Annotated in this window: 19 protein-coding genes and 2 tRNA genes; 8 read left to right on the top strand and 13 right to left on the bottom strand. The window is 55.1% G+C overall.

What is annotated here, in order from left to right:
• The first annotated feature begins 107 nt into the window (after nt 1–107).
• Nucleotides 108–497: a hypothetical protein gene (locus IGS55_RS07135; RefSeq protein ID WP_230515660.1), complete on the top strand. Its 390-nt coding sequence runs from the start codon at nt 108–110 to the stop codon at nt 495–497.
• A gap of 319 nt (nt 498–816) precedes the next feature.
• On the opposite strand, the gene IGS55_RS07130 is transcribed toward IGS55_RS07135, so the two are convergent.
• Complete coding sequence (locus IGS55_RS07130; protein ID WP_034760117.1) at nt 817–1266, bottom strand: hypothetical protein; 450 nt, start codon at nt 1264–1266, stop codon at nt 817–819.
• 281 nt (nt 1267–1547) lie between these two features.
• Nucleotides 1548–3659 carry a TonB-dependent receptor family protein gene (locus IGS55_RS07125; protein ID WP_230515659.1) on the bottom strand — a complete coding sequence of 704 codons (2112 nt, stop codon included), beginning with the start codon at nt 3657–3659 and terminating at the stop codon, nt 1548–1550.
• Between the two features lie 288 nt (nt 3660–3947).
• Between IGS55_RS07125 and IGS55_RS07120 the strand changes: the two genes are divergently transcribed.
• From IGS55_RS07120 to IGS55_RS07110, 3 genes are all read left to right on the top strand, one after another.
• Nucleotides 3948–4394: a response regulator gene (locus tag IGS55_RS07120; RefSeq protein WP_230515658.1), complete on the top strand. Its 447-nt coding sequence runs from the start codon at nt 3948–3950 to the stop codon at nt 4392–4394.
• A 151-nt stretch (nt 4395–4545) separates the two neighbouring features.
• Nucleotides 4546–4932 carry a BPSL0067 family protein gene (locus IGS55_RS07115; protein ID WP_070291164.1) on the top strand — a complete coding sequence of 129 codons (387 nt, stop codon included), beginning with the start codon at nt 4546–4548 and terminating at the stop codon, nt 4930–4932.
• Complete coding sequence (locus IGS55_RS07110; protein ID WP_329958114.1) at nt 4929–5396, top strand: STY0301 family protein; 468 nt, start codon at nt 4929–4931, stop codon at nt 5394–5396. The genes IGS55_RS07115 and IGS55_RS07110 overlap by 4 nt, the downstream gene beginning before the upstream one ends.
• A gap of 82 nt (nt 5397–5478) precedes the next feature.
• Here IGS55_RS07110 and IGS55_RS07105 read toward each other — a convergent pair.
• The 4 genes from IGS55_RS07105 to IGS55_RS07090 form a co-directional block, all read right to left on the bottom strand.
• Nucleotides 5479–5554, bottom strand: a tRNA-His gene (locus tag IGS55_RS07105).
• Nucleotides 5555–5687: 133 nt separating this feature from the next.
• On the bottom strand, nt 5688–6533 hold the full coding sequence (murI, locus tag IGS55_RS07100; RefSeq protein WP_230515656.1) for a glutamate racemase: 846 nt from the start codon (nt 6531–6533) through the stop codon (nt 5688–5690).
• 66 nt (nt 6534–6599) lie between these two features.
• Nucleotides 6600–8141: a fumarate hydratase gene (locus IGS55_RS07095; protein ID WP_070218188.1), complete on the bottom strand. Its 1542-nt coding sequence runs from the start codon at nt 8139–8141 to the stop codon at nt 6600–6602.
• Between the two features lie 168 nt (nt 8142–8309).
• The gene (locus IGS55_RS07090; RefSeq protein ID WP_230515655.1) at nt 8310–8924 is read right to left on the bottom strand and encodes a YqhA family protein; all 615 of its coding nucleotides are present in this window, start codon (nt 8922–8924) and stop codon (nt 8310–8312) included.
• Nucleotides 8925–9218: 294 nt separating this feature from the next.
• On the opposite strand from IGS55_RS07090, the gene acs reads away from it, so the two are divergent.
• The 4 genes from acs to IGS55_RS07070 all read left to right on the top strand — a co-directional run bounded on the left by acs (nt 9219) and on the right by IGS55_RS07070 (nt 12822).
• Entirely contained in the window at nt 9219–11225 is a 2007-nt protein-coding gene (acs, locus tag IGS55_RS07085; RefSeq protein ID WP_230515654.1) for an acetate--CoA ligase, read from the top strand.
• Between the two features lie 252 nt (nt 11226–11477).
• A tRNA-Ser gene (locus IGS55_RS07080) sits at nt 11478–11568 on the top strand.
• A gap of 361 nt (nt 11569–11929) precedes the next feature.
• Complete coding sequence (locus tag IGS55_RS07075; protein WP_230515653.1) at nt 11930–12484, top strand: integrase domain-containing protein; 555 nt, start codon at nt 11930–11932, stop codon at nt 12482–12484.
• A gap of 137 nt (nt 12485–12621) precedes the next feature.
• Nucleotides 12622–12822: a helix-turn-helix transcriptional regulator gene (locus IGS55_RS07070; RefSeq protein ID WP_092798225.1), complete on the top strand. Its 201-nt coding sequence runs from the start codon at nt 12622–12624 to the stop codon at nt 12820–12822.
• 252 nt (nt 12823–13074) lie between these two features.
• Here IGS55_RS07070 and IGS55_RS07065 read toward each other — a convergent pair whose 3' ends face one another.
• The 7 genes from IGS55_RS07065 to IGS55_RS07035 form a co-directional block, all read right to left on the bottom strand.
• Nucleotides 13075–14295 carry an N-6 DNA methylase gene (locus tag IGS55_RS07065; RefSeq protein ID WP_230515652.1) on the bottom strand — a complete coding sequence of 407 codons (1221 nt, stop codon included), beginning with the start codon at nt 14293–14295 and terminating at the stop codon, nt 13075–13077.
• A gap of 6 nt (nt 14296–14301) precedes the next feature.
• The gene (locus IGS55_RS07060; protein ID WP_230515651.1) at nt 14302–14973 is read right to left on the bottom strand and encodes a dUTP diphosphatase; all 672 of its coding nucleotides are present in this window, start codon (nt 14971–14973) and stop codon (nt 14302–14304) included.
• 17 nt (nt 14974–14990) lie between these two features.
• Complete coding sequence (locus tag IGS55_RS07055; RefSeq protein WP_230515650.1) at nt 14991–15935, bottom strand: hypothetical protein; 945 nt, start codon at nt 15933–15935, stop codon at nt 14991–14993.
• Nucleotides 15916–17919 carry an ORC-CDC6 family AAA ATPase gene (locus IGS55_RS07050; RefSeq protein WP_230515649.1) on the bottom strand — a complete coding sequence of 668 codons (2004 nt, stop codon included), beginning with the start codon at nt 17917–17919 and terminating at the stop codon, nt 15916–15918. Before IGS55_RS07050 ends, IGS55_RS07055 begins: the two co-directional genes overlap by 20 nt.
• 3 nt (nt 17920–17922) lie before the next feature.
• Nucleotides 17923–18834 carry a phosphoribosyltransferase-like protein gene (locus tag IGS55_RS07045; RefSeq protein ID WP_230515648.1) on the bottom strand — a complete coding sequence of 304 codons (912 nt, stop codon included), beginning with the start codon at nt 18832–18834 and terminating at the stop codon, nt 17923–17925.
• 712 nt (nt 18835–19546) lie between these two features.
• Nucleotides 19547–21280 (bottom strand): MAG1210 family protein, encoded by a 1734-nt coding sequence (locus IGS55_RS07040; protein ID WP_230515647.1) that lies wholly within the window; start codon nt 21278–21280, stop codon nt 19547–19549.
• Nucleotides 21277–22014 carry a LemA family protein gene (locus IGS55_RS07035; RefSeq protein ID WP_230515646.1) on the bottom strand — a complete coding sequence of 246 codons (738 nt, stop codon included), beginning with the start codon at nt 22012–22014 and terminating at the stop codon, nt 21277–21279. Before IGS55_RS07035 ends, IGS55_RS07040 begins: the two co-directional genes overlap by 4 nt.
• Nucleotides 22015–22340 lie beyond the last annotated feature (326 nt).

Raw genomic sequence — 22340 nt, 5'->3', positions numbered from 1 at the left:
TCATGTTGCGGCGTGCGTCCGGGTGTAACAATCGGTAAAAGCGCAGCAAAGCTCGGCGTAATTTCTTATAGTGGTTAATTAAGGTAGTACACATTAGGAGAATTACGATGAAAACCCTGTTGGCAGTAATTTCGCTGGCCGCCTTGGGTGGCTGCGCCGTGGCGCCCCCCGGTCCCGCATATTACGGTTCGCGCGCGCCGCAGGGGGCTTACAATCCCTATGAATGGCATACGGTCTCGTCCGAGCCGGTGCAGTCGGGCCGCGTGATGAGCGCGCCGCGCGTGGAATACACGAATGAACCCGTATATGTACAGCAACAGCCGGTGTACGTGCAGCAGCCCGTGTATGTGCCGGCGCCCGTGTACGCGCCGCAACCGTATTATTACAATCCGCCCGTGACGATCGGGCTGGACTTCATGTTTGGCTTTGGGCGCTATGGTGGACACCGCCACCGTGGCGGCTGGGGCGGACATGGCCGCTACCACGGTCGCCGCTAATCTATCGTACTTGCATGCAGGACAAAGCCGGACAAGCATTGCTTGCCCGGCTTTGTCATTTTATTAGTGGAAATACACGGCCGTCTGGTGCAGCACGTCCGCCGAGCACAGGATGTACATCGCCGCCGCTGCCAGACCTATTTGCAAGGCACCAAAGCTGATCGGGATGAGGCGGGACATGTCGTACTCCTGAGTGGAATGAGGTGTGTTGTCAGGCTTTCATCATAGGATGAGTTGATGCCTTTGGGCATCGGATGAATGTCCGCCATGATGTAGGACAACACCTCGCGCCTGGCGCCCCGCCTCGCTCTCCGGCTGTCTAGCGGTTTTTCCAGCGCACTACCGGCTCTTCCGGCGCCGTGTCCGGCACGTTCGAAATCGTCAGCCAGTGCGTCAGGCGTTCCGGGTGCTTGAGATTGATGCCCATGCCATCGATGATGCCCACCTGTTCCAGCATGCGCGCATCGATTTTCGCCTTCGACACCGTGGGCGCGCCCATGACCATGCGGTCATATGCCTTGCGCGCCTTGTGTTCCCACTTGTGCAGATTGCTTTCGTCGAAGCGGTTCGCTTCGAAATACACGGTCAGGGTGCCATCGAGGTTGCCGAAGCCGACAATGCCCGCGCCCTTGCGGATGGTGGTGTTGTTGCTGATGTCGAATTCCGCCGTGGGCACGAAAATGCCGGCGCGGCCATCGATGTCGGGACGTCCCACGGGTGTTTCCTTGCCGTAGGAACTCGTTTCGGTAATGGTTTTTTCTGCGGACATGGTGCGTGTGCGGTGGCCGTGCCGGGAGCGCAATCGGGCCCGGTGGTGCCAGCCTTCCTGTTCAAAAAATGCGTGCTGATGATCAGGGCGGGGTAGGGGCCCTGGCGGAGCGATGCTTGGCATTGCTTGATACCCCGCTATTGTAGCGCCAATTTAATTCTTTATGGCAACATTTATTGATATGGCGCACCTATCTTTTCATGAAAAATGCCGCCCGGCCATACGGCGGGGCGGCATTTTTACGTCCGCTGCGCTTCGACGGGCGCAGCTGTGCACGGACATCAGAACGCCAGGCGACCCTGCAGGTAAACCATGCGCGGCGCGCCCACCAGCTTGCCCAGGTTGCCGTCCGAGGTGCGCGTGAAGTAGCGCTTGTCGGCGAGGTTGTTGACGCCGGCAACCAGCTCCAGGCCGTTCTGGCCCGGTACTTTCCATTTTACTTGCGTGTTCCAGGTACGGAAGCCGGGAATCACACCCAGGTTGCCGGCCGCGTTTTCCGCCACGGTGTTGGCCTCGTCGGCGAACTGGCGGCTCTGGTGGCTGCTCGACAGGTCGAAGCCCCAGGCGCCCAGCTGGTAGTGGGCGCCGATGGTGTCCGTGGTACGCGAATAGAAGGGTACGTCGTTGCCCGCGTTCACGCCATCCTGCAAGGTCGCCTTGGTGTAGGTGTAGGTGGCGTAGGCGTTCAAGCCGGCCAGCGGGCCGGACTTGTCGAAGTGGTAGTCGATGGCCGATTCCAGGCCCCGGTGGTGCGTGGCGCCGACGTTGTAGAAGACGACGTTCTCGCCGCTGCCGATGGACTGGATCTGGTTGTCGAACTTGATGTTGAACAAGGTCGCTTCGGCCGACAGCTGGCCGCTCTTCCAGCGCGCGCCCAGCTCGGCCGTTTTCGCCAGTTCCGGCTGCAGCGGGTTCTTGCTTGACTGCGCATTGAGCTGCGTATTTTGCACGGCGCCAAACGAGCTGTTGTAGTTGCCGAACAGGGTCACGTTGTTGTTGAGCAAGTAGGCCACGTTCAGCGAGGGCAGGGCCTTGTTGTTAAGCAGATCGATCTTCTGGTCGGTCGGCAAGTGATTGAAGCGTTCCGTCTTGATGTGCTCGTAGCGCACGCCCGGCGTGATGCGCCACGCGTCGATGGCGATCTTGTCGTCGATATACACGGCTTGCGCATCGGTGGCGTTGTCGGCGAAGCGCGTCGGCTTTTGTTGCACGCCGCTGGCGATGACGACATTGTAGATACTTTCATCGGCGCGCTCGGCCAGGTAGCGGTAGCCGACGGTGACGTCCTGCGAGACCTTGCCGGTGATAAAACGCTGCGTGTAGCGCGGCTCGATGGCTGTCGTTTCATAGTTGCGCGGCTGGCGGCCCAGGCCGGTGCGGTTCGCATTGATCAGGGTACTTTCGCGCGAGCTCTTGTTGTAGTAGGCGCGCACCTCGAATTCCTGCGTGTTCGACATGGCATTCAGGTAGCCGATGTCGAAGGCCTTGCGCTCGCCGCTCCAGAAGTCGGTGGGGCGCGTGTTCTGGAACGGGTCGGCCTTGTATTGCGCGGCGGTCAGGCCGCCCGGCGTGCGCGACGTCACGTCGTAGTAGGACAGCTTGGCGTACACCTCGGCCGTGGGGCTCAGGTCGTAGCGGAATTTGAGGGCGAAGTCGTTGACCTTTTCATCGCTGCCCACGCGCCAGTCGCTGCCGCGGATGCCCGAATACAGCACGGCCAGTCCCAGGCCGCTGTCGAGCTGGGTGCCGGCAAAGACGCTGGCCTGCGTGTTGTGGCCCACTTCGCTGTACGCGTTGTAGCGCACCGTGGCGTCGCCCGTGAGGCCTGGCGTGGTGGGCACGCGGCGCGTCTTGAAATTGATGATGCCGCCCACGTTTTGCGGGCCGAAGCGCACGGCGCCGCCGCCGCGCACCACGTCGACCGTCTCGACATTGGCCAGGCTGACGGGCGCGAACGACAGTTGCGGCTGGCCATACGGCGCGACCGACATCGGAATGCCGTCAAGTAACACCGTGCTGCGCGGCGAATAGCGTCCGGCCAGTCCCCGCACGCCGATGTTGAGCGAGATGGCGCTGCCCGCGCTGCCCGAATTGTCGCTGATCTGCACGCCGGGAATGCGGCGCATCACGTCGCTGAGGCTGGTTGCGCCCGAGTTTTCGATATCGTCCTTCTGCACTACGGTGCGTGCACCCGCGAAGTTCTTCGTGCTGGCGGCCATGCTGGTGCCCAGCAGGTTGCTGCTGACCTGAATCGATTCCAGGATGGGACCGGCATTATCAGCGGTATTGGCGTCCTGCGCCTGCGCGGCAAGCGGGGCACCCAGGCAGGCGAGGGCGATGGCCAGCGCGCATGGGCGCAGCGAAAAAGGCAGTGGGGACAGTGTAGCGGCCATGCATGGATCTCCGTAGTGACAATGTTTGCGCGTTCGGTAAGGCGGCGCGACAACTTCGTGGCGTGGACATCCGGCGCAAGGGGATAAGAATGATAATGATTCTCATTTTATCCGTCAATTGCGAATAGCGCGTACTGGCGCTATACCTGCCTGCTGGGTGGGGAAGTGTTGCTGGCGCGGTACAGCGGGGCGCATGGATTGCCGCTTGGCACCATTGCTCGGGTGCGGCGGCATTGCGGGCGCTTCTTGTATACTCCCGCTTTTGCAGCCGTCAGACGTGAACGTACAATGAGCCAGATAACTGAAACGATACCAGGCGATTCCTCTGTGGAACGCCGCCAGGGCGACCAGCCGGCAAGTGCTGCGCGCAAATTGAATCTGCTGGTGGTCGACGACAACCAGGAAGTGGGCGAATCGCTGGCCATGCTGCTCGAAGCGCTGGGCCACCACGCGGTGGTGGTGCGCAACTGGCAGATGGCCGTGGAGCAAGTCAAGCTGTGCGTGCCCGACGCCGTCTACCTCGACATCGAGATGCCCGGCATCAGCGGCATCGAAATCGGCCGCCGCCTGCATCACAATCCCGAAACGGCCAACGCCGTGCTGATCGCCGTCACCGGCCACAGCCTGCCCATGTACATGGACGACGCGCTGGCAGTGGGCTTCCGCCACTTCCTCGTCAAACCCGTGCGCCTGGACGACCTGGCGACGACGGTGCAGTCGGTGCTGGCGGGATAGGTATCCTGCAGTAAATGACGAAGAGAGCCGGCTGCATGCCGGCTTTTTTGCAAGAATGCGCCTGGGATTGGAAAAACAGTTGTGCTTGCTTAAAAGCGGCGTCCCTGATCCGGCATAGAGTGGCATGACATCTATCCCAAGGAGATGATTCATGCCCTATATTTATTCCAATGTCGCCGAGTTGAAAGGCAGGCCCGTTGTCGGTAGTCGCCACTGCGTCGCTTTGGTGCAGTACTATGCTCGCGCGCCAGTCACGGCAAACTGGCGCGAGGGTGAAGCGGTGCTGGGGAACGCCATCATCAAACCGGGAACCGCGATCGCCACATTTGTCAGGGGGCGTTACCCGAACCGACCACATGGCAATCATGCCGCCTTGTTCATCGGACAGGCGATAGGCGGCATCTATATTGCAGACCAATGGAAAGCCGACGGCAAGACCGAAATTTCGGTGCGGCTGATACGCTCGCAAGGCAAGGACAAGCGCGGTAATTACATCCACGCCAGCGATAACGCCGATGCATTTTCCGTGATTGAATGAGGTTGGTCATGGCATACTCAAAAACGACAATGGCAGCACGGACCTGCTGGCCTGCAATGGCACTGCTGGCCATATCGTGCCTGCAATCGACAGCCAGCGCCGCGCCCGTTGCCTGCCCAGTGTCGATTTCCCAGGGCTCGCTGCAGCTTGCCGATGTACCGCAAGGCTGGACCAGCTATGTCGGTTCGCCACTTTACCTGCATGCGGCGGCGCCGATGAACGGGCCACCGGAGCAGTTGGGCGAGCTGTCGGACTTCCGGCAAAAGCGCTTGAAAAAAGGTTGGGTAGATACTTATCGGCTCGATGGCAAGTTTCCGGAGGGGAAATGGCTGGCCTGTCGTTACGGCGGCACGGGTCAGCTGACTTTGGCGATGCGGCTCGACGACAGTATCGACAGCTGTACTTTTACTTATCGGCAAGGTGAGCATGTCGGTGAGCGCAACATCGCCATCCTGTGCAGATAGTCATGGTGTTTGATTTACGCCATAAAAACCTGCTCTGAAATAGAAAAAGCCCGGTTCGAAAACCGGGCTCTTCTTTATTCTGTGGGGTGGCTGATGGGGCTCGAACCCACGACAACAGGAATCACAATCCTGGACTCTACCAACTGAGCTACAGCCACCACTGTCTTACTTGCCTGTTTAGCTGTTTTGCTGAACAGGTGCCGAATTATACAAAGAACTCGGCAAAGTGGCAAATCTAAATGCAGTCTTTTTTCAAGAATCGAAAGATTGCATGAAAACGCCTGTTTTCGCTCACACGGACAGGTGTTCGACAGGCGGGTGCAAGTCCAGCAAACCGGAGAAGGCTTGCGCCAGGGACTCGACCTTGGCCGTCGTGTAGCCCTGCAGCTGGGGCGCATCGTTGTTGATGCGGCGTAAGCTTGCCGCGTCGAGCAAACGGGCCAGCTGGCGCGCCACGGCGTCGCCCGTGTCGACCAGCGTGATCGTTTCCTGCGTATGCGCGCGCACCGAGCGTGCGATGGCGTCCTGCACGAACGGGTAGTGCGTGCAGCCGAGCACGAGGGTGTCGACGCCTTGTTCCAGCATGGGGGCGATGTAGCGATCGAGCATGGCGCTGGTGGCGTCGAGCGGGTCGTTGCCCAGCTCGCACTGCTCGATGCGGTCGGCCAGGCCTATGCAGGGCTGCAAGATGAAGGTGGCGCCGGTGGCGCTGCTCACTTGTTCGCGCAAGGCCAGCAGCTTGTCGCCGCGCAAGGCGCGTTCCGTGGCCAGCACGGCGATCCTGCCGTTGCGGCTGATGGCGGCTGCCGGTTTCAAGCCCGGTTCGACGCCGACGATGGGCAAGTCCGGGTAGCGCGCGCGCAGCGCCTTGATGGCGGCGATGGTGGCCGTGTTGCACGCCACGACCAGCGCTTTCGCGCCTTGCTGCAACAAGAAGGCGGTGATCGCCAGCGAACGGTCGATCACTTGCTGTTCCGTCTTGTCGCCATACGGGGCGTAGGCGGAATCGGCAAAGTAAATCAGATCTTCCTGCGGCAGCTGCGCGCGGATATGGCGCAGCACCGACAGGCCGCCCACGCCGGAATCAAAAATGCCGATGGGCGCGTCTGGGCGGGCAGTGCTTGCAATAGAAGTCATATAAAGCCGAAGAAGATAAAAAAACGCCGCGCTGTGTTGCCGCGCGGCGTCTATGGTAGAGCTTGTTTAAGCAACCGTCACGGGAATCTTGCTCACGCTATTGAGTTGCTCGATCTTCGCCTGCCACTCTTTCGGGCCCGTGTTGTGCACCGACGTGCCCTTCGCATCCACGGCCACCGTCACCGGCATGTCGACGACGTCGAATTCGTAGATCGCTTCCATGCCCATGTCGGCAAAGCCCAGCACCTTCGCGTGCTTGATGGCTTTCGACACCAGGTAGGCGGCGCCGCCCACGGCCATCAGGTAGGCCGACTGGTGCTTCTGGATCGATTCGATGGCGACGGGGCCGCGTTCGGCCTTGCCGATCATGGCGATCAGGCCCGTCTTTTCCAGCATCATGTCGGTGAACTTGTCCATGCGCGTGGCGGTCGTCGGACCGGCCGGGCCGACGGCTTCGTCGCGCACCGGATCGACGGGACCCACGTAGTAGATCACGCGGTTCTTGAAGTCGACCGGCAATTCCTCGCCACGGGCCAGCATGTCCTGGATGCGTTTATGGGCGGCGTCGCGGCCCGTCAGCATCTTGCCGTTCAACAGCAAGGTCTGGCCCGGCGTCCACGAAGCGACTTCTTCCTTCGTCAGGGTGTTCAGGTCGACGCGCTTGGATTTTTCCGTGTCCGGCGTCCAGTGCACTTCCGGCCACGACGACAGCGATGGCGGCGTCATGTAGGCAGGGCCCGAACCGTCGAGCACGAAGTGGCCGTGGCGCGTGGCGGCGCAGTTCGGGATCATGGCGACCGGCTTCGACGCGGCGTGCGTCGGGTGCATCATGATTTTCACGTCGAGCACGGTCGTCAGGCCGCCCAGGCCCTGCGCGCCGATACCCAGCGAGTTGATCTTGTCGCACAGCTCGATGCGCAGTTCTTCCAGCTTGTTTTGCGGGCCGCGCTGTTTCAGCTCAAACATGTCGATGTCTTCCATCAACACCTCTTTGGCCATCAGCATGGCTTTTTCGGCCGTGCCGCCGATGCCGATGCCCAGCATGCCAGGCGGGCACCAGCCGGCGCCCATGGTCGGCACGGTCTTCATGACCCAGTCCACCAGCGAATCGGACGGATTCATCATGATCATCTTGGATTTGTTTTCCGAGCCACCGCCCTTGGCAGCGACTTTCACGTCGACGGTATTGCCTTCGACCAGTTCCATGTGCACGACGGCTGGCGTGTTGTCCTTGGTGTTCTTGCGGTCGAAATGCGGGTCGGCCACGATGGAAGCGCGCAGCTTGTTGTCGTCGAAGTTGTACGCGCGGCGCACGCCTTCGTTGACGGCGTCGGTGACGGTGCCGGAGAAGCCTTCGAAGCGCACGCCCATGCCGATTTTCAGGAAGACGTTGACGATACCCGTGTCCTGGCAGATAGGACGCTTGCCTTCCGCGCACATGCGCGAGTTGGTCAGGATTTGCGCGATCGCATCTTTTGCCGCCGGGCTTTGCTCGGCCGCGTAGGCGCGCGCCAGGTGCTCGATGTAATCAGCAGGGTGGTAGTAGCTAATGTACTGCAACGCTGCGGCGACGGATTCGATCAGGTCTTCTTGCTTTATGACAGTCATGGTGTTCTCGCGGTGGATAAGAAGGGTAAGACTTTGATGCTGTTTGCTGTTTGCTAATCAGTATAGGAGTGCCAGAAAAATGTTCAGGGCCAGGCGCCTTGCCGAAGGCAGTACGAATGTACGACTCGGCAAGGCAACAACGCCATGGACTTTTTTTATGGATGCTCCTTAGTGGGGTGCTCGGGCCTGGTTCTGTGTCACGGTCATGATGCGGTCCGTGTAGGCAATCGCCATCGCCGACAGGATGAAGACCATGTGGATCACCGTTTGCGCGATGATCACTTCGATCTTGTACGAGTTGGCGTTGATGAAGGTCTTCAGCAGGTGGATGGACGAGATGCCGATGATGGCCATCGCCAGTTTCGTCTTCAGCACGGACGCATTCACATGCGACAGCCATTCCGGCTGGTCCGGGTGGTCATCGAGGTGCATGCGCGACACAAACGTTTCGTAGCCGCCGATGATGACCATGATCAGCAGGTTCGAGATCATGACGACATCGATCAAGCCCAGCACCACCAGCATGATGGTCGCTTCATTGAGCTTGGTCGGCAGGGTGCCGCCTGGTACGGCCACGGCCGTCAAGACGTGCTGCAGGGCCGCGTCATTGCCGAACACGGCGCCGATCAGGTCCGACAGTTCCACCCAGAAGTGAAATACGTAGACGCATTGCGCAAGGATCAAACCCAGGTACAAGGGCAGTTGCAGCCAGCGCGACATGAAGATGAAGGCGGACAGGGGATGCAGTTTGCTATGTTTGGGCTTTTGTAGGTGGTCGATCATCTGGAGTTTCCTGGGGGTAAATACCAATTTTTGGTATGCCCGACATTTTACACTTGCTGCTGATCACTGCGCATGCCCTCGATTTGGATTGTTGGGCTTGATGAAACACAAAGCGACGCCAACTAATTGACTTGTTATCAGTTTTTCCATCCAGAATGCTGGGCGGCGTCCGCTTGACGCCCGTCGCCTGTGGCGATTATGGTTAGAATGGACCGAGGAAAACGCCGACTGTAAGGCGTCCGTAAGACAGCAGGAATATTGTGTTAGCAAACAATTACTACACTGGAGACTAGCATGGCCGCTATAGAGAACCAAGGGCAGGGCACTGAGCAGCAGGGACCGGAAGAGTCGCGCGTATTTGAACCGTCGGCAGCGTTTGCCGCACAGGCAACGATTTCCGGCATGGACGCCTACCGCGCCATGGTGGCCGAGGCCGAACGCGACTACGAAGGCTTCTGGGCCAAGCTGGCGCGCGAGAACCTGAGCTGGAAAAAGCCGTTCACCCGCACCCTGAACGAAGACAACGCCCCGTTCTACAAATGGTTCGAAGACGGCCAGCTGAACGTGTCGTATAACTGTCTCGACCGCAACATCGAAAACGGCCTGGGGGACAAGACGGCCATCATCTTCGAAGCGGACGACGGCACCGTTACCAGGGCAACATATAAAGAGCTGCACGAAAAAGTCTGCAAGTTCGCCAACGGCCTGAAAGCCAAGGGCATCGCCAAGGGCGACCGCGTCATCATCTATATGTCGATGTCCGTCGAAGGCGTGGCCGCCATGCAAGCGTGCGCGCGCATCGGCGCCACCCATTCCGTCGTGTTCGGCGGCTTCTCGGCCAAGTCCTTGCAGGAACGCATCATCGACGCGGGCGCCGTGGCCGTCATCACGGGCGACGAGCAATTGCGCGGTGGCAAAAAGTTGCCATTGAAATCCATCGTCGACGAAGCGCTGGCGCTGGGCGGCTGCGATTCCGTGAAAAACGTCATCGTGTATCAACGCACGGGCAGCGACCTGCCGATGGTGGCCGGCCGCGACACATGGCTGCACGACCTGGTCGAAGGCCAGAGCGCGCAATGCGAACCGGAATGGGTCGATGCCGAGCATCCACTGTTTATCTTGTACACCTCCGGCTCGACGGGCACGCCGAAGGGCGTACAGCACTCGAGCGGCGGCTACCTGCTGTGGGCCGCGCTGACGATGAAGTGGAGTTTCGACATCAAGCCCGACGACGTGTTCTGGTGCACGGCCGACATCGGCTGGGTGACGGGCCACAGCTACATCGCGTACGGCCCGATGGCCGTGGGCGCCACGCAAGTGGTGTTCGAAGGCATCCCGACCTACCCGAACGCGGGCCGATTCTGGGAAACCATCAAGAAGCACAACGTCAGCATCTTCTACACGGCGCCAACGGCCATCCGTTCGCTGATCAAGGCGGCCGACGTGGACCCGAAAGTCCACCCAAGTAACTACGACCTGACGAGCTTGCGCCTGCTGGGCACGGTTGGCGAGCCGATCAATCCGGAAGCGTGGATGTGGTACTACAAAAATATCGGCGGCGAGAAATGCCCGATCGTCGATACCTTCTGGCAAACGGAAACGGGCGGCCACATGATCACGCCATTGCCGGGCGCCACGCCGATGGTCCCCGGTTCCTGCACCCTGCCATTGCCGGGCATCATGGCCGCCATCGTCGACGAAGCGGGCCAGGACGTGCCGAACGGCCAGGGCGGCATCCTGGTGGTGAAGCGCCCATGGCCATCGATGATCCGTACGATCTGGAACAACCCCGAGCGTTTCAAGTCCAGCTACTTCCCGGAAGAGCTGGGCGGCAAGATGTACCTGGCGGGCGACGGCGCCATTCGCAACAAGGAAACGGGCTACTTCACCATCACGGGCCGCATCGATGACGTCTTGAACGTGTCGGGCCACCGCATGGGCACGATGGAAATCGAATCGGCCCTGGTGGCCAACCCGCTGGTGGCCGAGGCTGCCGTGGTGGGCCGTCCGGACGATACGACCGGCGAATCGATCTGCGCCTTCGTGGTGCTCAAGCAGGCGCGTCCGACAGGCGAGGAAGCCAAGAAGCTGGCCCTGGAGCTGCGCAACTGGGTCGGCAAGGAAATCGGCCCGATCGCGAAACCGAAGGAAATCCGTTTCGGCGACAACCTGCCAAAAACCCGCTCCGGCAAAATCATGCGCCGCCTGCTGCGCGTACTGGCCAAGGGCGAGACGATCACGCAAGACGTGTCGACGCTGGAAAACCCGGCGATTCTGGATCAGCTGAAGGAAGCGTCGTAACGGCCCCAAGCAACAACTGGGGTCGGGCGTTCCAATTATGCCGATGATGCTTGGGTAGTCGAAACCCAAATCAACATCTAGGGTCGGACCCTCAGGGTCCGACCCTAGTCCTTCCGGGTTTACTTTCGATACCTGAATGTTTTACCCCACGGTAAATAACTTTGGCAGTCCGTAGAATCTTTGCTATAATCTGCGGCTTCGCGACAAGCGAGAAATAGTACGCAATGCGAGCCAGTAGACGCATTGCCTGCAGGAGAGGTGGATGAGTGGTTGAAGTCGCACGCCTGGAAAGCGTGTATAGGTTCATAGCCTATCGGGGGTTCGAATCCCCCTCTCTCCGCCATAGACACAAAAGCAAAAGGCCACCTTCGGGTGGCCTTTTTGTTTTTGTGCCCGGCGGAGAGAAGCACGCCCCCTGCGGGGCGTGCGCGGGGGATTCGAAGGGTCGGGCCTATCGGCCCGGCCCTCTCCGAATCTACTGGCTGCTGCCGCTGCGCGGCAGCCCCGCGCGCCTCCGGCGCGCGTTCGTGGTTCTAATCAGGTTTCGACTGAGCGAGCTTCTACGGCGCCCAATGCATCAGTCCGTGTCCGAATAGCGGACCTGACCCTGGCCCCCTGACCCTGGCCCCCGCTGGTGGGCCGAGAAGATCGGCAAGGAGAACATCATTGCGCGCACCAACGGCGAATACGGCATCGCGGAGCGGGTGCTTGTCACCAATGTTTCGAAGGCCAAGGTGCTCGACGCCGACACGCTGGCCCGCGTGAACGATCCGTATTCGCGCATGTCCTTGCAGCTGCAGGCGGCGTTTGGTTTGCGACGCGAGGAAAGCATCAAGATCAAGCCGGGATGGGCCGATGGCGGGAACATCCTGCGGCTGCAGGATAGCTGGACCAAGGGCGGCAAATACCGGGAGGTGCCGATTACCACCATGCAGCAGCGTGCCGTGCTGGAAGCGGCGAAGGCGTTGGCGGGAAAAGGCAGCTTGATCCCGGCGCAGTTGCGGTATCGGGACCAGTTGAACCGCTTTCGGGCGCAGTGCGACAAGGCGGGCCTCCATGGCGTGCATGGGCTGCGCCATGAGTACGCGCAGCGGCGCTATGCCGAGCTGACTGGCCGACCTAGTCCGGCCAGTGGCGGGGCGACGTCCAGGCAGTTGGATGCTTCACAAAAACTCGCAGATCAAGCTGCGCGGATGAAGATTTCGACGGAGATGGGGCATGGGCGTGAACAGGTCACGTCCATCTATCTGGGTAGATGACCGCCCACTTGTATCAGGGCAGCAGCGCATGGAGCGGAAGATATGTAAGGAGTGCAGCCCTGGCGCTGCCGGAATGATCGCGGGAGAGTCGGCACGATTCTCCATTGTTTGCTGTTCATCAATCGAAGGAGAATCTTATGACCACGACTAAAAAATTCCTCCGCTTGCCTGCGGTCATCGAGGCCACCGGCTGGTCCCGCGCCACAATCTGGCGCAAGGTGAAGGCAGGCGTGTTGCCAGCACCTATTCCCATCGGCCCCAAGTCTGTCGCCTGGGACGCAGCCGAAATTGCCGAATGGCAGCAGCGCTGTATTGACGCTAGGCGTGGAATCGCTTGAGTGGGAATTAACAGTGGCTGGATTAAAAGTGCCCCCACCTCGTAAGACGTCACGGGGCGGGCTTGCCGGTCCTCTCCGAATTTTCCAACTGCTGCCTCTGCGCGGCAGCCCCGCACGCCTGCGGCGCGCGTTCGTGGTTCTAATTAGGTATCGACTGAGCATGCTTTTACGGCGTCCAATGCATCAGTCTGTGTCCGAATGGAGGAGCTGACCCTAGTGCGTTCGCCAGCGACTTGGCGCAGTGAGGCTTTATCAGATACTTAGCGCAAGAATTCCATCGATCGTAACAAATTTTGCTCCCACCCCGTGCGATATTGACTCAAGCGCTTCACTACCCTGCTCGCTCACAAGATAATTGAACACTTTAGCTCGTTGGTCCGCACAGATTCGTAGAGCGATTACGCAATCTGATATAAGCACATATCCATGTTTCACCATACATACCTTCTTTGATAGATTGCGCCCGACCCTGGCGATGAGAATATCCCCTTTCTCGGCGAATACACCGATAACATTCGCAATTTGTGATTTCTTCAATATAAATCCTGAAGGAATTTGAATCGAATCGGAAACGAAATCGGTAGTATGAAATACTGGCAGTGTGAGGGCTGCCCGTTCTGCCGACGAATGAGTTCCTCGTTTAATGAATTGGGTAAAATCCCGCAAAGTGACAGTGTGTGAGCTCCTCACCTCAAGACTCGAACGGCTAACTAAATAGGAGAAATCAAGTCTCATTCCTGCCTGCTCAGTCGGAACGCAAACTGGAGATGTCAAGACTCCATCGCGCCCGACTCTATAAACGTTAATATGATCGTTTGGCGATACATTTTTGGAAAGCACTAGTATATGTGCTTTAGCATCTGTTCTGTGAAAAATTCTTCTTGGAAGTTCAACGACTTTATCGATACGATGAGACTGGGCAAGCACGGATCTAAGGTTTTTAAACTTTTCCCCAGATATAATTCCGTCTGGTAATATCAAGCCTAACTTACCTCCAGACTGTAAAAATCGTAAGTTTTGTGCGACGAATAAAACCTCGGCAGGGAGAGATCCAAGCTGTGGGGAGATCTGACTTAAGCCAGCGCTTTCCAATATTTCTCCAAAGTGTTTCCGCCACTTAGGTCTAACATAAGGGGGATTGCATAAGCTTATATCTACAGAGCCGAACGGCACGCCAATTTTTTTATCAATTGCACTGCTTAGAGCATCAACGACATAATGTTTTGCAGAGCCATTGACACTCTCCGCGTCCTGAGTGTTTACGGTCGTGTTATCGATGTCTGCGGTAATGAACTCAGAAGTAGTCCACTTTTTACGAGCTGCGTTCACCAACACGCCGCCACCACTCCCTAAGTCTAGAATGAGTTTGGGAGTGCGACGGTAGATAGATCGGATTAGTAAATTTGCTACTTTCTGGTCCGTGTAATATCGCCCGTAACGATCAGAGGTTTTTGAAGTTCGAGTCAATTGCATAAAAGCCTAACTAATGGAAACGATTTTCACGTATTCCTGTTTTAATGCCGTATATAAAGCAGTCGAAAATTGGCCAAATTCTTTGCTGACGGAGTTTGCTAGTCGGGCTAGCACAACGTTATCTTCTTCCCCATTCCATATCTTGATGTATGTTCCATCTTTATATCCATGATCTTGACGGAATATATTTAGAACATTTTTCGAAATATATATGTTAATTACTTCAGTCCACTCTAGACCACACTGCTTGAAACACTCGTCCAGGACGCCAACCTCCAGTCTTCTCGCGGCAGCTAGGCCAGCAAGAAGTTCTAAGAGCTCCAATAAATTCTTTTCACGCAAAATATACTGGCGGCCATCGAATTGTACCGTCCCAGATGAACTCAGCTTTTTCAGTACACTTTGCGAAGCTAATTCAATATCACCGCTAACCTCAATCAGAATCGCAGATAAGTAGAAGTGTAGGATGTCGATGAGCTCAATTCGAACTTGCACTAGGTCGTGTTCTTGTTTTTTCCACCATTTCCATCCAGCGTGCTCAAGAGCCTCTCCAGCTTCGATTACGACTGCTCGCAAGAATGGATATCCAGCAGTAAGCCAATTCTCGTTGATTTTTTCATTCATCGAGGCTTGTAGGCGCAAAATTTCCTGCAATTGTTTAATATTTAACTTATTCATAATTATCAATCGATAAATTAAAAATCTTGAAGTCCTGAAATTTTTACGAAATGATACTTTGCGATTTTTTCCGAACGCTTATTGGTCCTAACGGGATGATCATAAAACAAACTTGAATTTGACATCGCCCCCTTTGTTTCTAATAGAAAGAGCGCAGAGGCAAAAGTATGCGGCTTTGTTCCGAAAGGTGAAACCCAAAAAGTACTACTCTCATTGCCAATGTCCCTGTACATATCCCATAGTAAATGATAGCCCTCGGTAATACTGTTTGCCGTGCAATATCGGATTGAGTTAGCAGTGACACCCAGCCGTTGAAGGATTTGAACATGATTGGCTAAAACATTATTTTCCCATCCTGGTGAAAAAGCTGGCACACCAATGACAAAAAACCGATGATAATTGACAGAATTGTATTCGCCACGCTGTTCAAATGCTTGTAAGAGCCTAGATGACTCATAACCTAAAAAATACACATGATGTGCTTGCTGGCCGTCTCGATATTCCGCATTAAAACCTTGCAGGCCCACGAAGGCGCTATTTGTCGTCAGTTCAAATTCGCGTGAGCTTAATATTTCAGTCTGTCGCAGATCATGGTTACTGTAAAATTTTGGCTCAATATAGCAAACCTCCACACTATCTATCTTTGCTTCTTTGACAGCTTGGAGCCCACGAAGAATTTCCGCTAACCCTAGCGTAGTTGACTCAAACCGCACAACATCTTCCGACTTCAACATACGGGCGAGTTTTTTTGCACTTGACTCGATGCCGTTGACGAACAACGTGAGGTTATTAAAGCCTAAGGTGATGACCGTTTTAGCGCGCATAGACAGTTCGGAAAGAACAGCCTCACCGCGGTCATCTACTGCAGGCCCTAGAAACAAGATATCGCACATAGAAGCGTCGGCTAGTGATGATGGAGACGTCAAAACGTGCGAAGTAAAATTAATTTGAGGCTTGCTCATTCGAATCCGAGAAGTCTAGTGGGAGAGTTAAATTTTCGGCATTCTTCTTTTTAATGGAACGGCCGGACTCGGTAGATCTTGTTAATCTTCGCACTACTTCATCTTTGCTCTTTACGTCCGCCTCTAGCATCACCAGAAGGTCAGTTGATGATATGGAGATGCTGCGTTTTTTTCGATATGATATCTGAAAATACGCCGAAAAAATCGGATTAAGAATATATTCGACCTGCCGTACGCCAACGTTTTTCTTCTTTGTTTCGCGTTCTTCGTATAAAACGGACCATTTAACTGACTCATTAAGATACATCTGAACTTGGTCTCCAATATCCGAAGTTATATTGAAATGGTTTATTTCTGGCTCGCTTTGTGATATTTGGCGCTGTTTTTCCCGGAAAATAGATCCTAAAGACAAGATAAGTCCGTGAAGACGGTTTCCGTAAGCTCCGGAGCTACGCACTCCAAGAAGAAATTCAGAGCTTGCTGTCCGAACAGCATCGGCTTGAATGTGGACATCTAACTCGGGAATTAAATCCCCAGCTACTACTGCCTTTAAAAAAGACTGGTGTACCATTTCGAGAAAGTGTCTGACATTCCCCTTTGAAATAAGTACGATTGTCTCAAAGCCCGCAAATAGCGGACAGCATTTGTTTATTTTCGAGTAAAGCTGAAGAATTACGCCTACTAGATTATTCTTTATCCATTCTGATGATTCGAAGCGGCTCTGTAAACCGTTTCGATACTTTATCAGTTCTTCTAGGATTTCCTCTGGAGTGTTGACTCCTCGATTAAGCAGTGCTCCTGACACTAAACTTGCTTCCGGAATTTCGACAATCATGAATTTATTAGGGTCAATCTTGCTATTCCAAATCTGAAGTCCGGATTCAATATTGTCCACCAGGTGAGCGCGCAGAACATCGCTAGTGTACGTATCCTTGGCTAACTCTTTTTCGGTCATCTTGGGAAAAACTTTGCTCGCAGAGGCAATGACCTTTCTACGATATTCATCGTTTTCGACCCGTTCTCTAACCTTCGTCGGATCGCGAAGCGTTTTTAAACTGATTGGCATCTGAGATTGTAATTCGGGAGCCTTTTCTGCTAATCGGAAGAAAAGGAGTTCGGCCGCAAAAAGATCGAAGTCTTTATCTAGACTGTCTTCTATATCAATTAACCTTAGATCACCAATATTTTGAATAGACTCCGGGCCTCGTGTAGTGGCGTTGTTTAAGCCATTTCTCTTGGCCGCAACATTAACTATTAGCGGTGCCGCACCGTGCTTTACAAATTCGTTGATAATTTGCTGTTGATAAGCTAAGAGGTTTTCATACTCATCGATGAATACCGCAACCATTCCGTCTTTAAGATAATCAAGAGTGTCTTGCGCAATTTTAACAATGCTTAGTAAAAAATCTTTTCCCGGAAGAAATATGGGTCGTTGAAAATTGTCGAGGTTATTTATCCAAGCTGTTAATTTGTCGCGCTCTAAGTGCAGTGATCGTTGAAGCGAAGAAAGATCGTTGCCCAAATAAGGATAAACTTGGGTTGCTTTGCTAAAGTCTATCTTTTCCAATTCGCCAAATTTAATGATCCTGGCTTCTGTAGAATTTATTGAATATAAAGAATCAATAAATTCTAACGAAAGACTACATGCAACCCAATGGTTAAACGCTCGTTGCCAAATGCCTTCTGCAATATCGGCGCCTTGCATTGCGGCTAGATAGCTTGTATCGGCGCGTAAGTACAGCCCGATGTATTTAACGTCATTAACTGTTAATGTTTCGCGGCGCGGCGAAAATTGTGAAGTGTGCGACAAGTATCTTAGCAACATGGTTTTTCCGCACCCACGCCCTCCTTGGATATGAATAGATTTTTTTTGCTCCCCAAAAGGAAGATCGGGGAAATACGGTGGAATTACGAATTCCTCCCAAATATCACGGGGTTGTTCCTCCGCGCGATTCTGTGCATATGCTAACCGTATATCTTTCATAATTCATCTTTCCAATAGGCTTGGCCATGTATTGGTTTCATACCAAAAAATTGGGAGGGTATTATTGGGAGTGCTATGCGAAAAGCCAAAGCAGAGTGCAAGCTCACCGTATCCTAAAGCAGGTACCGATCCCTTTCGAAACCCAATCTGGGGAAGAATCGACTCGACATAAAAATCTCGTGCGTCATCAGCATTAATCTTTCCTTGAGAAAGATTATCCCAGTTGTCTTGACTAAAAAAGTTATGTTCTTCAGTTAATAATTCAGCAGTAACAATTTGCAGAGTTGGCCAAATCGAATTTATATGATTGATGCCAGTTTGGTGAGCAACAGTAGGAGCGTAAACTACCTTTGCGGTACCTACTGCTTCTCTGATTTTCTCCTTTTTACAGAAATCTTCTATCTGATTCCCTGATCCCATCATATCGTCCACCAGAATGATTAATTTGGTACCTTTACTGATCGCATCTTCGATCTGCCAAGGCCAAATCATCCATTTGTCGGCAATGCCGATCTCCTTTTTCAGCCGCCTCATCACAAGTGGGCCAGATTTGGAAGGTGGATCGAAGTCAGAGATGACCGGAACTAGACGAATTAGTGGATCTACCCAACGATTCTGCAACAAGGGTATTAAACTTAGATCATGTTCGATATGAATATGGGATGAGCATGCGTGTGCGACGCCCCCTCGATACAAGGACGACAACGATGCAGAAAATTGTCCTGGGGTCCGATAAATCAAGGAGTCGAGCAAACACGCCGCGAAGTACAGTTGTTCGCGACCATTAAACCCGTCATGCCATCCTAAGAGCCGTTGGTAAGGAATGTCCCATAGCCCAGCTGAGATCAATTGCTTCGTACGCGCGAACACACGGTCTGAGTAGTCGATCCCTCCGTTTGGTACTGTAAAGTTCAATCTGTCACCTTAAAGTAGGTTGCCGTTGCATGCTAAGGCTAGAGATTGATTTATAAACTCAGCCGTTGTTACACTTTGCCGGTGCTGGGAGGAAATATGATAAGTGTATGTCGTACGGCCGTGGCTGTCCATGTATGGCTATTGCGCGGAGAGCGTCAAAATTTAGGTTGAGTTACCTATGCTGCGTTGCACACTCAGCGAGCCCCCTGCCGCCGCTAACCCGACAGGTCTCCCGAGTGGCAAGCTCGATGGTGCGGAGAGGTTGATCAGACGGGGAGGTGCTAGCCACTGCGAGGTGAGGCAAGGGCACAGAATGGGGTACACGCACATTTCGACGTTCAAAATTCCGGTATTGATGTGGCTTGCGGCTTGCTATAGGAATCCCCCTCTCTCAAAAGGCCACCTTCTGGTGGCCTTTTTGTTTGTATGTCCGGCGGAGAGACGCCCGCCCCCTGCGGGGCGTACGCAGGGGATTCGAAGGGGCGGGCCTACCGGCGCGGCCCTCTCCGGATCGACCAACTGCTGCCGCTGCGAGGCAGCCCCGCGCGCCTGCGGCGCGCGTCCGTGGTTCTAATCAGCTTTGCGAAGGAGTATGCTTCTACGACGCCTAGCGCATCAGTTCGTGTCCAACTGGCGGACGTGACCCGACACGCCGCTTTCTGATTTCATACTGTAGCGCTCAACTTCTGCCACTGCAATCCGCGAAGGCGCCCTAACCAGCCAATACCGCCGAAACAATCGACCGGCGCAGCACAGTCCTCCCGGCATCGATGCCACGCTGTGAAAACGCTGGCGGCAGCGCGACATCATCCGTCGCAGTGTTGTCTGGCGCAGCCGTTTCCTTTACCAGCATGTTGGCGCTATTCTCGACCTCGAAGTACTCGTCCCAATGCACTGGAACTTGATGGGAGCGGCCATCTCCGCCTCTCACCGAGACGTAATGGGTGCGCGCGACGCTGCGGAAGCCGCTGGCCGTTACCTGCACTTTCTGCGATCCGTCGGACTCTTGTTGCATGGATGTCTTCAGGATACTTCGCGTGACGCACTCGGGATGCTTGAACATCGCCTCGCCATGGTAATTGGCAATCGCTTCATGCTCCCAGAAACATGGTTTCTGCGAATACGTGTCTTGATAGATGTCCGAGTGCGGCCGATGCTGTTGGTACAATGGGATGGCAAGCAGCGGGGCGATCCCAAAGTAGAACGACTTGAAGAAATCGTTGTGATAGGAGTTGAAAAACAGGCGGGCCTGAGCGAGTTCGTAGGCAAAGAATTTCTCCGGGGCGCCGCTGATATCGGTAGCGCGCATATGTCCCGACTCCAGCACGTTGATCATGCGGGTTTTTTCGAATACGAATGTGTCGCCAAAACCTGTTTGACTATCCTTGAGCAGCTTGAGCATTTCCTGTTGCGCCAACGGCGTGAACAACAGCCGGAACTGTACTTCATGGTTGCGGTCCGTGGCATCGAACAAGGCGTCGAATTCGCGGTTGGCCATCACCGTAAAAGTATGTCCCTCGTCGACATCGCGCGACTTTTCTTCCAGCTTCTTGATGGCGCGATTCTTCCGCCATTTGTCGAAGAAGCCGTCCTCCAGGCGGGAAAGTTTCGACGGGTGACGGCTGAATACGAGATCCGGCGCCGCTTCGTTGCCATAGACAATAAACGTCTGGTTCTCGTACTCGGGCATCGGACGCTCGATCGAGGCCCGCAGAGTTTCGTGGCGGGTTCTGGTTTCCAATTTGCCTTGCGAATTGCGGTACTGTTCCGTCCAGCTGATAGCCAGCGAGCCATCGTATTTCTTGCTGCCCATCGAGTGTGACAAGGTGCGCGCAAGAATGAACGGGTTGCCGTTCAGTACGCCGCTGTGCGAGAACACGATCGAGTGGTCGTCACCAAGATTGCCATACCAGCCAAAGCTGGTGCGCAGCTCTTCCATGCGGCCGTTGCTGAAATACGGGTCGAATGCGATGCGAGGCACTGTTTGTTGCATCAGCTTCGCCACGATATCCCAGTCGTACAGGCGGTTCAACGGCACCATCTGGCCCCAGGCCACGGCACGCTTTTCGTCGCAGGCTTCCTGCAGCCGCTTTAACTGCGCGTCGGAATCGTTGATGATGCGGTTGAGCGTATGAATCGCAACGGCAAGCGCAATCGCTGGAACCACGAGCCATGGCCATGCGTAATAGGCGTAGAGATAGAGTGCCGCCAGTAGCGCGGCGACGATGCTGGCGCCGCGCAGGATACGCCACCATTTGTTGCTGGAACCGGCGCCTGCGGCCTGCTTTTCGAGCACGCGTAGTTCCTGCACCGTCGCGATGTTGGCGTTCTCGTCCACGCCGGAATGGCGCACGAGGTCTTCGAAAAAGTCCGACGTATTGCTGGCGTGAGCATTTTTGAAATGGGAAGAATACTGCTCCAATGGTTCATGGACGTCGTTGATCAAAAGAAGACGCTCCGGGCGGCAGCCTTGGTTTCGGCGGAGGCAGTGAAAGGAATGCGCGTGGTATAACCTTGCCGCGCTGCAACGATTTGCTTGGTCGGCCAGGCAAAGACGTCCTGGTTCCACATGCCGACGGTATCGTTATACAGCGTGCGCGCGGCGGTCACTTCCTTTTGCAGATAACTGTTCTGGCGCATGGCATCGGCAATGACGGCTTGTGCCTTCAGATCCGGGTAGGCTTCGAACGCCAGGTTAATGCGGGAAAAAATCCCGTCGATTTTCTGGGATGCCTGATTGCGTTCGGCGTCGGCGTTGTGTCCGCTCCGGTAAGCCGCTACCGACTTCATCACGTCCTTGTCGAGGTCGATCGCTTTCGCGACCAGGCCAACCACGTTGTTCAGGACGACGACGCGCTGTTCCAGATAATTGTCGATCTGTGACGCATCGGCCTGGATTTTCTGCTGTAGTTTGCGCAGATACGCCAGGGCGGAGATCTTCATGAACAGGAAGACCAGGCCTGGCAGTGCCCCCAGCACCAGGAGTGCCAAGCTGTACGTTTGCGGCAACGCACCGGTCAGCAGCGCCAAGCCTCCGATCAACGGAAGGACCGCCCACAGGGCGATTTCAAATATGAGCGACCCGGTGCCGACTTGGACGGAAATTTGCTTGCTGATGACGTTGATGTCGCGCCCCTGTTCATTTATTGGGCCAGTTACTTCGTCCAAATCATTTGCCATGCTTGAAAATCCTTTGTATTGAGTGTTTCTGATTGAGCGTCTCTCGCTCGGTTGCAAAATATTTCGCTGTAGCTTTTGACGTGCGGGAGCGAAATGTCGGTGGATTGTGTAAGTTTCCCAAAATTAATTTTTTTGCCATCATATCTTGAAGGACGAGACCCAATCAAGGGCGGTCAAGCCGATATTTCATGTTAAATTTCGGAAAAATCTTGGACACTTTCCGGTGCGGCCAGTTTTCAGTCAAGCGCTTGCATCAGTCCGGCAGCAGGACGGCGGGACACTGGATAACGGATACCAGCTTCCAGCCGGCCGCAGCCTTCCAATAA

Origin of the sequence: Janthinobacterium sp. EB271-G4-3-2 (assembly GCF_020858035.1) — a bacterium.
Lineage (GTDB): Bacteria > Pseudomonadota > Gammaproteobacteria > Burkholderiales > Burkholderiaceae_D > Janthinobacterium > Janthinobacterium aestuarii.
Note: the sequence above shows the minus strand (reverse complement) of the source record. Positions and strands in the feature narration are given on the sequence as shown.